General features: G+C 38.7%; 12 protein-coding genes and 1 pseudogene. 8 read left to right on the plus strand and 5 right to left on the minus strand.

Annotated elements, in window-relative coordinates:
• Nucleotides 1–12: 12 nt before the first annotated feature.
• The 8 genes from AC0L3Q_RS02445 to AC0L3Q_RS02480 are packed head-to-tail and all read left to right on the plus strand — an operon-like array spanning nucleotide 13 to nucleotide 9246.
• A complete protein-coding gene (locus tag AC0L3Q_RS02445; RefSeq protein ID WP_473284803.1) occupies nucleotides 13–1992 on the plus strand; it encodes an acetyl/propionyl/methylcrotonyl-CoA carboxylase subunit alpha in 1980 nt (659 codons plus the stop codon).
• Between the two features lie 2 nt (nucleotides 1993–1994).
• Nucleotides 1995–2444 (plus strand): enoyl-CoA hydratase/isomerase family protein, encoded by a 450-nt coding sequence (locus AC0L3Q_RS02450; protein WP_473284805.1) that lies wholly within the window; start codon nucleotides 1995–1997, stop codon nucleotides 2442–2444.
• Complete coding sequence (locus AC0L3Q_RS02455; protein ID WP_473284806.1) at nucleotides 2402–2812, plus strand: enoyl-CoA hydratase-related protein; 411 nt, start codon at nucleotides 2402–2404, stop codon at nucleotides 2810–2812. Before AC0L3Q_RS02450 ends, AC0L3Q_RS02455 begins: the two co-directional genes overlap by 43 nt.
• Before the next feature lie 22 nt (nucleotides 2813–2834).
• Nucleotides 2835–3704 (plus strand): beta-keto acid cleavage family enzyme, encoded by an 870-nt coding sequence (locus AC0L3Q_RS02460; RefSeq protein ID WP_473284807.1) that lies wholly within the window; start codon nucleotides 2835–2837, stop codon nucleotides 3702–3704.
• A 2-nt stretch (nucleotides 3705–3706) separates the two neighbouring features.
• Nucleotides 3707–4513 carry an SDR family oxidoreductase gene (locus AC0L3Q_RS02465; protein ID WP_473284808.1) on the plus strand — a complete coding sequence of 269 codons (807 nt, stop codon included), beginning with the start codon at nucleotides 3707–3709 and terminating at the stop codon, nucleotides 4511–4513.
• 3 nt (nucleotides 4514–4516) lie between these two features.
• Complete coding sequence (locus AC0L3Q_RS02470) at nucleotides 4517–6295, plus strand: acyl-CoA dehydrogenase family protein (protein ID WP_473284809.1); 1779 nt, start codon at nucleotides 4517–4519, stop codon at nucleotides 6293–6295.
• A gap of 11 nt (nucleotides 6296–6306) precedes the next feature.
• Nucleotides 6307–7806 carry an acyl-CoA dehydrogenase family protein gene (locus AC0L3Q_RS02475; protein ID WP_473284811.1) on the plus strand — a complete coding sequence of 500 codons (1500 nt, stop codon included), beginning with the start codon at nucleotides 6307–6309 and terminating at the stop codon, nucleotides 7804–7806.
• A gap of 18 nt (nucleotides 7807–7824) precedes the next feature.
• Nucleotides 7825–9246 (plus strand): aldehyde dehydrogenase family protein, encoded by a 1422-nt coding sequence (locus AC0L3Q_RS02480; RefSeq protein WP_473284812.1) that lies wholly within the window; start codon nucleotides 7825–7827, stop codon nucleotides 9244–9246.
• A gap of 28 nt (nucleotides 9247–9274) precedes the next feature.
• On the opposite strand, the pseudogene AC0L3Q_RS02485 reads toward AC0L3Q_RS02480, so the two are convergent.
• The 5 genes and pseudogenes from AC0L3Q_RS02485 to AC0L3Q_RS02505 all read right to left on the minus strand — a co-directional run bounded on the left by AC0L3Q_RS02485 (nucleotide 9275) and on the right by AC0L3Q_RS02505 (nucleotide 13454).
• A pseudogene (locus tag AC0L3Q_RS02485) lies at nucleotides 9275–9798 on the minus strand (YciI family protein).
• Between the two features lie 85 nt (nucleotides 9799–9883).
• Nucleotides 9884–10759, minus strand: a complete 876-nt coding sequence (locus AC0L3Q_RS02490; RefSeq protein ID WP_473284814.1) for a transporter — start codon at nucleotides 10757–10759, stop codon at nucleotides 9884–9886.
• Between the two features lie 275 nt (nucleotides 10760–11034).
• Nucleotides 11035–11940 carry a hypothetical protein gene (locus tag AC0L3Q_RS02495; RefSeq protein WP_473284816.1) on the minus strand — a complete coding sequence of 302 codons (906 nt, stop codon included), beginning with the start codon at nucleotides 11938–11940 and terminating at the stop codon, nucleotides 11035–11037.
• Nucleotides 11941–12066: 126 nt separating this feature from the next.
• Nucleotides 12067–12534 carry a CYTH domain-containing protein gene (locus AC0L3Q_RS02500; protein WP_473284818.1) on the minus strand — a complete coding sequence of 156 codons (468 nt, stop codon included), beginning with the start codon at nucleotides 12532–12534 and terminating at the stop codon, nucleotides 12067–12069.
• A gap of 161 nt (nucleotides 12535–12695) precedes the next feature.
• Nucleotides 12696–13454 carry a DUF2911 domain-containing protein gene (locus AC0L3Q_RS02505; RefSeq protein ID WP_473284820.1) on the minus strand — a complete coding sequence of 253 codons (759 nt, stop codon included), beginning with the start codon at nucleotides 13452–13454 and terminating at the stop codon, nucleotides 12696–12698.
• Nucleotides 13455–13473: the final 19 nt, after the last annotated feature.

The following is a 13473-nucleotide window of genomic DNA, read 5'->3' on the forward strand; positions in this document are numbered from 1 at the left end:
AACGTATTATATATGAAAAGTATAAACACCATATTGATTGCTAATCGGGGAGAAATCGCTTCAAGAGTGATACGTACCTGCAAAAAAATGGGAATTACTAGTGTAGCGGTCTATGCTGATGCCGATAAAAATGCCCCATTCGTTAGACAAGCAGATTTAGCAGTACATATCGGAGCTTCAGAACCGTCACAATCCTATCTCGATCAACATAAAATAATTGCTGCTGCAAAACGTACTGGTGCCGATGCCATCCATGCAGGTTACGGTTTTTTATCTGAAAATGCAGATTTTGCTAGGTTATGTAAAACCGAAGGAATCATTTTTATCGGTCCCAACCCAGAGGCTATAGCAGCAATGGGATCAAAATCCAAGGCTAAAGCAATGATGAAACGAGCAGGAGTACCTGTTGTACCCGGTTATGATGGAGAAGATCAATCGGAAGCTACATTAAAGACCGAAGCTTTAAAAATAGGATTTCCGGTATTACTGAAAGCCACCGCAGGAGGTGGAGGTAAAGGGATGAGAATTGTTCATGAAGAAAAAGAAATAACGACAGCCATTGCTTCGGCAAAAAGAGAAGCCAAAAATGCCTTTGGAGATGATGAATTACTCATCGAAAAATACATTGCCTCTGGAAGACATATCGAATTTCAGATTTTTGGAGATCAGCATAAGAATGTCATTCATCTGTTGGAAAGAGAATGTTCTATCCAAAGGCGTTATCAAAAAGTGATCGAAGAAAGCCCTTCTCCGATAATGACAGAAGCTCTGCGGAAGTCTATGGGTGATGCTGCTGTACTTGCAGCCCAAGCTATGGATTATGATAATGCAGGAACTGTAGAATTTATTTATGATGATACCTCTGGAGCATTCTACTTTTTAGAGGTCAATACCAGATTACAAGTAGAACACCCTGTTACCGAAGCTATAACCGGACTGGATTTAGTGCAAATGCAAATTCAATCTGCACAAGGAATTCCATTACAAATCAATCAAGAAGAAGTGATAGGAAATGGCTATGCCATTGAAGCGCGATTGTATGCAGAAGATGCAGCAAATAATTATGCCCCTGTAACCGGGAAAATTCACAATTACCAATTCCCAGGTGTAGATGGATTACGGGTAGAGTCTGCTATTGAGTCAGGTTCAGAAATATCAATATTCTATGATCCAATGATCGCAAAGATCATTGTAAAAGATACCAATAGAACCAATGCGCATACTAAGTTGTTGTATGTGCTTCAGCAATTCATATGTCAGGGTATTGTAACCAATTTACCTTTCTTGAAAACACTGTTGCAACACGAAGAATTTCAGAAGGGAAACTACAATACGCATTTCGTTCAGGAAAAGATAGACCTTTCTCAGATCAATAAAATATCAGATCAACATATACAGGAAGTGGCTATAGTCGCAACGCTATATGATTGGAATAAGCGAGAGCAATCCAGGAAGACACTTCGAAGCCTTCCTTCTGGATGGAGAAATAATTGCTACCAATATCAAAGGGAAGTTTTTCATATTGGTGAACAGGCTGTTCAATTGCAGTATCAGTATGTAGAAGATGGTTTTGTATTTCTTTTTGAAGAGAAGGAAAGAAAGGTATCAATGATAAGTATTGATAAAACCACCTTGTGCATAGATATAGATGGATTGCGAAAGACATATACTGTGGTGCAAGCTGGTGAGGATTATTTTGTGCATTCACCTACCATAGGTAATGTGAAAATTACTCAAGAAGATCGATTTCCGATCAAAGAAAAGGAAAAGGTAAGTGGTGGGTATGAATCCCCAATTCCTTCTCAAGTGGTTAAAATTAATATCCAATCAGGAGATGTTATCAAAGAAGGTGATCCACTTATCATATTGTCTTCGATGAAGATGGAAAATGTTTTGGTAGCTAATCAGGATGGTAAAGTAGAAAAGATATATGTAGCCGAAGGACAGAATGTAGAAGCTGGATTTTTATTACTGAAAATTAATGAAGAATAATCATGGATTTTTTTGAAAAGGAACTCGTAGAAAAGGCATTAGCGCAAAAATTTGCATTTATCCTGGTAACGGTCGAAGATCATGTAATGACGTTAACACTGAGTCGCCCAGAAAAGAAGAATGCATTGCATCCACATATGATTCACGAAATTGCCTTTGCACTGCAATATGCCAACCAAACCAAAGAGATATGGGTGGTTATGATTCGAGCAGCCGGAGATGTCTTTTGTTCAGGAGCAGATTTGAAGGCTTTTATGGGTATGGTGGGTGAGTTTGATTCCTCAATCCCCGAAGCCAAGGGAGAAGTGCTCTTGGGAGAACTTTTTGCCAAAACTCATAAACCCATAATTACTTTGGTAGAAGGTAGGGTAATGGCCGGAGGTTTCTTTTTCTTACCGGGGCACACTATGTGGTATGTAACCCAGAAGTTATATTGGGTTTACCAGAAGTAAAGAGAGGATTATTTCCCTTCCAAGTAATGGCTTCGTTGCTAGAGGTCATGCCAAAGCGCATCGTCATGGATTGGTGTATAAGAGGGTATAATCTAGGTGTACAGGATGCCAAAAACTATGGTTTGATCACGCATATAGCAAATCAAGAATCTGCAGTTCAGATTGCGAATGGCATCATTAATGATATCAAAGAAAATTCTCCAACTGCAATTCGGCATGGTTTGGAAGCTTTGGATACTATTACACAACACGAATCTAAGCATCAGTATTTGATGGAAATGCTACAGAAAACTATAGGTTCTAAAGATGGTCAGGAAGGGTTATTAGCCTTTAGACAAAAAAGAAAACCCGAATGGACCGGAGAATAACGTATAACGAAATGAAAAAGATATGGCTTTACAAAAAATGATTCTTTCTGCGGCACTAACAGGTGCAGCGACCAACAGGTCTCATTGCTCTCACATTCCTTATACTCCCGAAGAGTTGGGATTGGAGGCCAAAAGAGCAGTTGATGCTGGAGCAGCGATAGTACACATCCATGCAAGAGAAGATAATGGACTACCTAGTTGGAGAACAGAAGTATTTGAAGAAATCACTGCCGAAGTACGTAAGCATTGCCCAGATGTAATTATCAATTACTCTACGGGGGCCATCGGATTGTCTATCGAAGATCGATTAAAACATTTGCCAGCTACTCAGCCTGATATGGCGGCTTTTAATATGGGTAGTATGAACTACGCTATATTCTCCAAACGAAATAAGCAGTTTATCTGGAATGGTGTGTTCGAAAATTCATTCGATGATATGATCAAAGTGGTCACTACTATGAACGAACATAATATCTGTCCAGAGATGGAGTGTTTTGATACAGGACATATTCGAAATGCAGAACCGCTTCGCGAAATGGGTTTGTTGCCAGATAATGCATGCTATAGTTTGGTTATGGGAGTTATGGGGGGAATTCCTGCAACCCCAGAGAATTTAATACATCAAATCAAGCAAATCCCTGAAGGTGCTTTTTGGCAATCTATCGTGATTAGCCGCAAGCAATGGCAACTCTCTGCTATTGCAGCTGCTATGGGCGGGAATTTCAGAGTTGGATTAGAGGATAATTTTTATTTACCCAATGGAGAGATGGCCAAATCGAATGGAGAATTGGTAGAAGCAGGAGCTACGTTGGCCCAAATGATCGGTAGAGAGATCGCCAGTATCGAAGAGACCAGAGAACTATTGAACATTCCGAAAAAAATCAACTCATAATTATGCTTAGATCAGACACATTCAACAATAAAATCGTATTGGTAACCGGAGGAAGATCAGGCATTGGTTATCAGATTACAAAGGACTTTTTAAAACTGGGTGCTAAGGTGATCATTTGTTCTCGTAAAGAAGAACAGCTACAAAAGGCAGCCAAAGAATTATCAAACTTTGGAGAAGTTACTCATCAGGCTTGTGATATTCGAAAAACCGAAGAGATACAACAACTGGCCCAAATGATTAAAGAAAAATATGGGCGATTGGATATCCTGATTAATAATGCAGGAGGGCAGTTTCCTGCACTGGCAGAATATATCAATGACAAAGGGTGGAATGCGGTCATCAACAATAACCTGAATGGAACGTTCTCTATGATTCGAGAAATGGCAAATGCATTTTTTATTCCTCAAAGAAGTGGAGTGATTATTAATATTATCGTAGATGTATTTCGTGGATTTCCGGGTATGGCGCATACAGGAGCAGCTAGAGCCGGAGTTGAGAATTTGACCAAAACTCTTGCTATGGAATGGAGCGATTTTAACATCAGAATCAATTGTGTGGCTCCAGGAATTATAGAATCCAGTGGATTAGATACGTATCCAAAACAAATACAAGATATGTTTGAAGAGGCGCAAAAAGCGATCCCTTTAAAACGTTTCGGAAAGGTGGAGGACGTGTCGAATGCCGTGACCTTTTTATCAAGCCCTATGGCTGAATATATTACCGGAATCTCATTATATGTAGATGGTGCGCAGCATCTCAATTTTGATAAGATGGGATTAGCAAATGTCTTAAAATCATTTATCTCATAACCGATGGAATCAAAAGTAACCATGATCAAAGGGGGAGAGTTTTTAATCAAGGGAGCCGAACCTGAAACGGTTTTTACTCCAGAAGAGTATTCTGAAGAACATCAGATGCTGCGAGAAGCAATTCGTGACTTTATAAATAAGGAAATAGAACCTTTAAAAGAAGCATTCGATAGCAAAGAAGGAACAAAATTAGCTCCGGAAAAGCTGGAGAAATTAGGTGAATTGGGGTTTTTGGCCATTTCGGTGCCTGAAGAATCTGGAGGTATGGGATGCGATATCAAAACCGATCTAGCGGCTTCAGAAGTCATGTCTGATAGCTATTCTTTTTCTCAAACACTTGGTGTACAAAGAGGGTTAGGGGTCAATACCATTTTGTTTTATGGTACGGATCAGCAAAAAACTAAATATCTAGACGGTATTCTAACCGGAAAATTAAAATGTTCCTATTGTTTAACCGAGCCAAATGCCGGGTCTGATGCGAACTCGGGAAAAACACATGCCACAATTAGTGATGACCAAAAACACTACATCCTAAATGGACAGAAAATGTGGATCACGAATGCGGGTTTTGCAGATGTGTTTTCGGTATTCTGTAAAATCGAAGATGATGAAAACCTATCTTGTTTGCTGGTAGAAAAAGATTGGGGAGTACAATTGGGAGTCGAAGAAAACAAGTTAGGAATTCATGGATCTTCTACTAAACAGGTCTTCTTTGAAAATGTAAAAGTCCCCGTAGAGAATTTATTGGGAGAACGCAATAAAGGCTTCAAAATAGCCATGAATGCCCTTAATATGGGGCGGTTAATGATTGGGGTTGCAGGATCTGCCATATCCAAAAGAGCATTTCGTCTAGGGGTTCAGTATGCCAATCAACGTGTTCAGTTTAAACAAACCATCGCTTCGTTTGGTGCTATTCAGGAAAAAATAGCCAAAATGGGGATTAATATCTATGCGTTAGAATCCGGTTGGAATCGATTGGGAGGAGATATGGATGTGCTCTATAATCAGTTTATAGATACGGGAACACCACCACTAAAAGCTAAACAACAAGTTGCACAGGAGTTTGCAGCAGAATGTGCCATTATAAAAGTCTTTGGATCCGAAATCGAACAGTTTGTGGTAGACGAAGCACTGCAAATTCATGGAGGGATGGGCTTTTCTGGAGAAAGTGAAATCTCTATGCACTATAGAAATATACGTGGTAATCGGATTTATGAAGGGACTAATGAGATCAATCGATTAGTAATCCCTGGAACGATACTTAAATATGCTTTAAAAGGAAAGTTGCCATTGATGCAAGCAGCCATGCAGGCATTTCAAGAGGTGCAATCAGGAAACAATACTCCTATTGATCCTGACTTACCATTAAAAGAATTTGCCATTGGTTTTCTCGAACATTGTAAAAAATCAATCTTACTGATCAGTGGATTGGCGATGCAAAAGTTTCAGCAAGAAATTCAGGAAGAACAAGAAGTGCTGTCCCGACTTGCCGATATGATTATTCAGATTTATATGATGGAGGCGGTGTTACTCAGAACACTTAAAGGTAATGGACAACATCAGGAAATTAAAGAAGCAATATCTGTTGTTTTTATGAACGAAGCTGCGGATAAGATTAAGATAGCGCTCAAAGAAGTTGCCTATAAAGCTGCAGATAAAGAAATGGTGCAAAAAACAATAGCAGCGACAGATCAATTACTGCAGTTACCGGTTGTTGATATTATAGCCCTACGTAGGAAAATTGCATCTCATTTTATTCAGGAAAATCAATATAAAATCTAAACCATTACATCATGAACAGTTATTATTTTGATGAAGGACATACTTTGTTTCGGGAGAGCCTGAAAGCGTTTCTACAGAAAGAAGTAGTGCCAAATATCGATCAATGGGAAGAGGATCGTCGTATTCCCAGAGAAGTATGGCAAAAAATGGGAGACATGGGATTTTTAGGATTATCCTATCCCCAAGAGTTTGGAGGTGCAAATCTTGATTTCTTTTATGATGTGATCTTTTGTGAAGAGATTGCAAAAGTATTTTCAGGAGGATTTGCGATTACCCAGGCGGTGGTACAATACATGTCGGGGCCTTATATTTTGAAATATGGGTCACAACGATTAAAAGAAAAATACCTTCCTGGAATCATTTCGGGAGAAACAATTAGTTGTATCGGTATTTCAGAACCTACTGCAGGCTCTGATGTGGCCAATATTAAAACTACCGCAATTTTGCAAGGAGATCACTATGTAGTGAATGGTTCTAAAACCTTTATTACAAATGCGGTATATGGGGATTTTGTGGTGTGTGTGGTTAAAACAGATCCCAAAGCTGGTCCAGAGGGAGTAAGCTTATTGATCGTAGATTTGGATAGAGAAGGAGTAAGTAGAACAAAGCTCAAAAAACTGGGATGGCATGCCTCTGATACCGCAGAACTGGCCTTTGATAATGTAAAAATTCCTAAAGAAAATCTGATTGGTGAAGAGGGACAAGGATTTTATTATCTGATGGGTGGCTTACAGGTTGAACGACTGGTAGGTGCGATAATGGGGTATGGTGCTTGTGAGGCTGCAATGCAATATACCTTGCAATATATGTCTGAAAGGTCTGCTTTTGGAAGGCCGATTAATAAGTTTCAGGTACTGCGGCATCGAATGGCGCAGTTGGCTTCAGAAATCGAATCCTGTAAGCAGTTTGTATTGTACTGTTCGCGGTTAAATAACGATAAGAAATACGCCGTAAAAGAATGTTCTATGGCTAAGCTTTTGGCAACAGAGTTGTCTGATAAAACCATGACCCAATGTTTGCAATCTTTTGGGGGTTACGGATATATGGAAGAGTTTAAGATAGCAAGAATGTTCAGAGACAGTAGAATAGGAACAATTGGAGGTGGGACCTCAGAGATTATGAGAGAGATTATTGCAAAAATGGTGATCGACGACGTATCTTACAAACAAGCAGAAAAGAATGATTTAATTAATAATACCAATACTAATATTATGAGTAATATAGACAGTATCCTGCAGACGATTCAGGAAAGAGCAGCAAAGGCCGATAGCCTAAATAATACTTTAAAATTCAACTTTGGAGATGAACAGCTATATATCGATGGTACGGGAGATACCAATGTGGTAACTGCAGAAGATAAAGATGCAGATTGCCAGGTAGATGTCGGATTTGATGATTTTATGTCGTTGATCAAAGGAGAACTTAACCCGATGGCGGCTGTTATGGGTGGAAAAATAAAAATTAAAGGTGACATGGGAGTGGCTATGAAACTCCAATCCCTGTTCTCATAATGTTTTACATCGCGAATCATGGTTACTTCATTTAATGAAACCGATATCGCTGTAATTGATGCTATTTATGATCAACAAAAAGCAAATTACAGGCAAGTAGGAAAGACAACTGCACGAGAGCGAATTCGAAAGCTAAAAGCGCTTGAAAAGACCATTTTACGTTTTCGAGTGGACTTACAAGAGGCTATGAAAAAAGATTTTCATAAGCCTGCTGCTGAGGTGGATCTTACTGAGATTTATCCAGTACTTTCTGAAATACGATTTGCGATCAAACATCTAAAAGATTGGATGCGTCCCAAAAAAGTTCCGCATCCAATACCTATGATAGGCTCATCCTCCTGGGTGCGGTATGAACCTAAGGGAATGAGCCTGATTATAGCACCCTGGAACTACCCGATGCAATTGCTCTTTGCTCCTTTGGTCTCTGCTATTGCGGCAGGGAATGTGGTGATGCTTAAACCTTCAGAGTTTACCTCAAACACTGTAGAGGTAATGAAACAAATCATTGCAGATTGTTTTGAAGAACATGAAATAGCCATTGTAGAAGGAGGTGTTGAAGTATCAAAAGCTTTGTTAGCCAAAAAGTTCCATCATATTTTCTTTACCGGAGCACCCGAAATTGGTAAAATTGTAATGGCTGCCGCTTCCAAACATCTTTGTAGTGTAACCCTTGAGCTAGGCGGTAAATCTCCTACTATTATTGATGAAACAGCCAATATCAAAACGATCGTTTCAAGGATTGCGTGGGCAAAATATGTGAATGCAGGGCAGGTATGTATCGCTCCGGATTATGTGTTGATACATGAAAGCAAGAAAGCAGAATTTATACAGCATCTTAGCGCCCAAATTCAAAAGCAATATGGGAAAGACCCCATAGATTCTCCAGATTATTTACGTATCATTAATCAAAAGCATTTTTTAAGATTGAAAGGATATCTTGAAAATGCAGTACTTGGTGGTGCAAAGGTAATTTACGGAGGAACAATGGATGAAACTCAAAATTATATAGAACCTACCATCGTTACTGATATGTCCGTGGATTCTGATGTGTTGAAGCATGAGATTTTTGGTCCGATTCTTCCTATACTTTCCTATCGGAATAAAGAAGAAGTAGTTGATTTTGTGAATAATAAAGAAAAGCCTTTGGCCCTTTACATTTATAGCAGTAATAAAAAGAATATCAACTATTTTATAGAGAATACTACTGCAGGAGCTACTTGTATCAATATGTCTTCGGTACATGTAGGTAATCCTAATTTGCCATTTGGGGGAGTAAATAATAGTGGTATTGGTAAATCCAGGGGGCATTACGGATTTATCGAATTTACCAACGAACGTGCGATGTTTAAACAACGATTACCTAGTGCAATCGAGTTGATGACACCTCCTTATACAGCGTTCAAACAAAAATTGATTGATTTGACGATTAAGTATTTCTAAGCGTACGACGTTTGAAAGTAACTTTGGGTCATCGTAATGGGAATCCTTTTGCAGCCCACCAGGGATGTATTTCAATCACTAATCGACCTGCTTTGACCATTGGATCCATATTGGCAAGACTATCCGCCATTTTTTGAGTAGGTGTATTATAGACGGTGATTCCTCTAATATCTCCGTCATCTCCAAAGGGTCCAGAAATATCTGCATAGCCTTCTTTATACATTCTTCCCAAATGCTGTAAATGTAATTTTTGTAAACTATCAGCGGCTTCTTTGGTTTGGGAACGGTTTGGACCTCTTTTAAGAAAGCAATGAAGTATTGTTGCATAATAGTAGTATCACCTGTTTCCTGATCCACATAATCAAAGAGTTGATATCCTTGTTTTTCCAATCTTTCTTTGATGGATTTTAATGAAGGTTTTTCCACGATCTCTTCATTGTTTTTGACCGGATCAGAAATAGCTTCTTTTTGTTTTTGACACCCTGTGGTAACAAGCAAAAGCAAAAGACCGATAATTAGGGCAATGTTGGATGGTTGTTTATTGGATTTCATAAGGTGGATAATATAAAATGCACTTCCAAAGATAAACATTTGAAAGTGCATTGCTTAAATCTACCTTAACCAATTTAACGTCAGATTAATTGGTTTTGTAAACAAGTCCTAATGAAAAGGACGATGCTTTATTGTAATTCTGGCCCTCCATAGTTACTGCATAACCAGTAGAGATTCCAAAATTGTTCTTGTATACGGGTACATAGAGATCCAAATATAAGTTTGCAAAATCTACCTCAGTTTCTGGTAAAGCTGCTGCACCACCAGCTGCAATAAATTCTGGCGATCCGATATCAAAACCACTTAAGGAATTTTGTACTCCGACTTTGGCATGCGCATAAAACCATTTGTTATAGTATCCTAATTTTGCGCTATAGATCATAGCGTTAGGGACTTCAAAGTCCGAACTGTTTCTTAAACTATATGCGGCTTGTAATTCTACAAACACATTAGCAGACGCTGTAAATTGCACAAAGCCACATCCCTCGTAGGCAGTTGCACCATTACCCAGCGCTAATACTCCCGCAGCTTCATATCCGCCAACAGGTAATGTTACTCCCGTTGCTCCACCAACAGCTAGTTTTGACGCATTATTAAATTTGGTTTCCAAGATTTTAGCTTTCAAAAATACACTGAGGTCCTGTACACCTTCTACCTGGCTCTCACCAATGATCGGATCATCTACACCCATCTCATTACTGGTAGATACATAGGGTACAGTTACTGTAGTTGAAAGCCAATTTGAAAAACCATATTCTCCATAGATACTTATGATCGAAGAAGTGATTTCTCCCATATTCATAGGATTGGCTTCAGTCAAGGTTTCTCCTCTATAGAAATTATCAAATGTTTTATAGGAATAGGAAGAAGCAATGGTTAGGTCATTTTGTTTCGGGAAAAAACCATTAATAAGGGTTTGTGCCGATAGTGAGGATATCGATAAATATAATATCAGCATCATCATTTTGGGGTTTTTAATAGTAATTGTCATATCATAGGCAGTTGTTTATTTACGTTGGTAGGATTGAGGTAATATTGTTAAAAATTTTAAGATTGGGGTAGGTAAATTAGAAAATAATTCTATAAAAAGCAAATATCACCGACAAAATGCATTTTTATATTGAAAAATGCTCAATTGTAAGAGAGGTTGGTTTTTGAGCTGTTTTTGTAATACGAGGACAAAAAAATCGCCTTCAAAAATACCCTGAAGGCGATCAAATATATGATTGAGATATCTTACCTGGCCGTATATACTAGTCCAAAGGCTAGCCCCGATTCTTTACTGTGATTTCTACCACTTATAGTAGCTCCATAACTTGCAGATACGCCAAGAGTCTGTTGGTATACGGGCACATAAAAATCGAAAGATAGATTGGTGAAATCTACTTCAGTTTCTGGTAAAATTGCAGCACCACCCGCTTCGCCAAATTCAGGAGTTCCTATATCCAGGCCAGACATAGAGTCTTGTATATCCAATTTGGCATGTACATACAAGAGCTCATTATGAAAACCAATTTTTGCGCTATACATCATCGCATTTGGGATGTCGAAATCATCACTGCTTCTTTGGCTGTACCCCAATTGCACTTCACTGAATATGTTGAAGGGTAATGAGTATTGAACAATTGCCGAACCATTGATGGTGGTGGCTTGATTTCCTAAGGAAAGTACTCCAGCACCTTCGTAATCTCCAACAGGAAGAGTCACCCCTGTAGCACCACCCAAAGTTATTCTAGAATTGTTTTGAAATTGCTTTTCCAAAATCCTTGCTTTCATAAAAACTCCCAGATCTTGAATACCATCTACTTTTGCAACCTGCTGAACAGGGTCCAGAGCTCCATCTTCACTTTCTACCTGTATGTAGGGTAAGGTAATGGTTGATGACAACCAGTTTGAAATGGCGTATTGTCCATAAAAGGAAACGATTGATGAGGAAATCTCACCCAATCCAGCGGGATTTCCATCAGATAATGAAGAACCTCTGTAAAACTGATCATAGCTTTTGTAAGAATAACTTGGAGCAACGGTAATGGTGTTTTTTTCGGGATAAAAACCGTTGACAGGGATCTGTGCAGAAACATTACAAAAAAAGCATAAGAGGGTCGTGATCCCAATTAGGGATCTTCTGAAATTGTGTAACATAATTTTCAATTTTGGTTAATAATTGGCCTGCTTAGACGACGGGCAATTACTTACCTTACACGATCATATGTTATCTTTTGGTTAACCAAATTAAAAGGAGAATTAAGCCGTTTTTGAGTTACGATTTTACCATAAAATGAATGGATTTTGGCTTAATTGTGAGTTATAGTATCTGTTTTCTCCTGTTACTTCTTTTCCCAGCCAATTGGGTTTTAAAAAAGGTTGATTTTCTTCTTCTAATTCGATTTCAGCAAGAATTAACCCTTGATTCTGTCCAAAAAACTCGTCTACCTCAATAATGTGTTTGCCTGATTTTATTTCGTAGCGGGTTTTTTCGATCATTCCCGGTTCGCAAAGGGGTAGAAGAGCTTCTGCATCTTCTATAGAAATGGGTTTTTCCCATTCAAACCGGGAAGTACCTGTTGCGTTTCCAATACCTTTTACGGTAATGAATGCCTGTTGCCCTTTAATGCGAATCCGTACTGTTCGTTCGGGATGGGTATTCAGAAATGCCTGTACGATTCGGTATTGCGTGGTTGATTCTTTTTTGAATGCTTCAGAGGTTACGAGGAATTTTCGTTCTATTTCTGTCATGTTGTTGTAATAAACAATCCCTGAATCTATAATCGATCCAGGGAAATTTACTCTAATGTATTACATTTTGGGATATTTTCGTAGGAATTACTTCGACCATTCTTGAATCAATTTTTGGTTCAGTCGGATAAGATCTTCGTTTTTCGCCTTTTCCGAAAGTACTAAGGATCTTTTGGCAGCGGCCAGAGCTTCTTTTTTCTTCCCAGATCTCCTAATATTAAAGCTTCCCGATATACCTGAAAGAATAGTGCTTTCTCACTTTTCGTGACTATTTGGATATACTGCAGAGCTTGTTCCAAATCTGTATTTGCTTCATGCAAATATAATGCGGCCAGAAAGTAATCGAAATCTGTAGGTCCAGATAATACTTTTTTGATATTGGCCATAGTTTTTTCATGCACTTCTACTTTGATTGGTAAGGAAGCTCTTACATTCCCCCAGGCAAATACCAAATCTGCACTATCCAGCTCAATCTGATCCAGATACATCAAGAATGATTCTACGGTATCTTGTTGGTTGGTTACGTTTGCCTTTAATTTTAATACGGGGGTTCTAGAGGTATAGGTATTCCAGTTTCCAGTATCATACGTGTAGAAATAGATATTCCAATAGGTGCTGTTTGGTTTGGAGAGTATGGCATACGTTCCTTTTTTTAATGCGTTTCCTTGTATGGTAATATCATCACTCACCGTGATCTTTGTAGTAGCATTGGCGCCTGTTCTCCAAAAAGTACCATAAGGAAGTAAGCCTTCTGGACCAAAAAGAGCTCTTCCTCTTTGACTAGGTCTGGAATATTCTAACTCTATATCGGTGATTCCGATAGTCTGTATGGTTTTTGAAGACGGACTTAATGCGGGAATAGTAAGCTGTGCTTGAACGGCACATACCGACAGCATACAAATTATGAATGTTTTGAACATGATGTTTTGATTTTGAAAG

This window comes from Aquimarina sp. KJ22-3, from assembly GCF_055808215.1.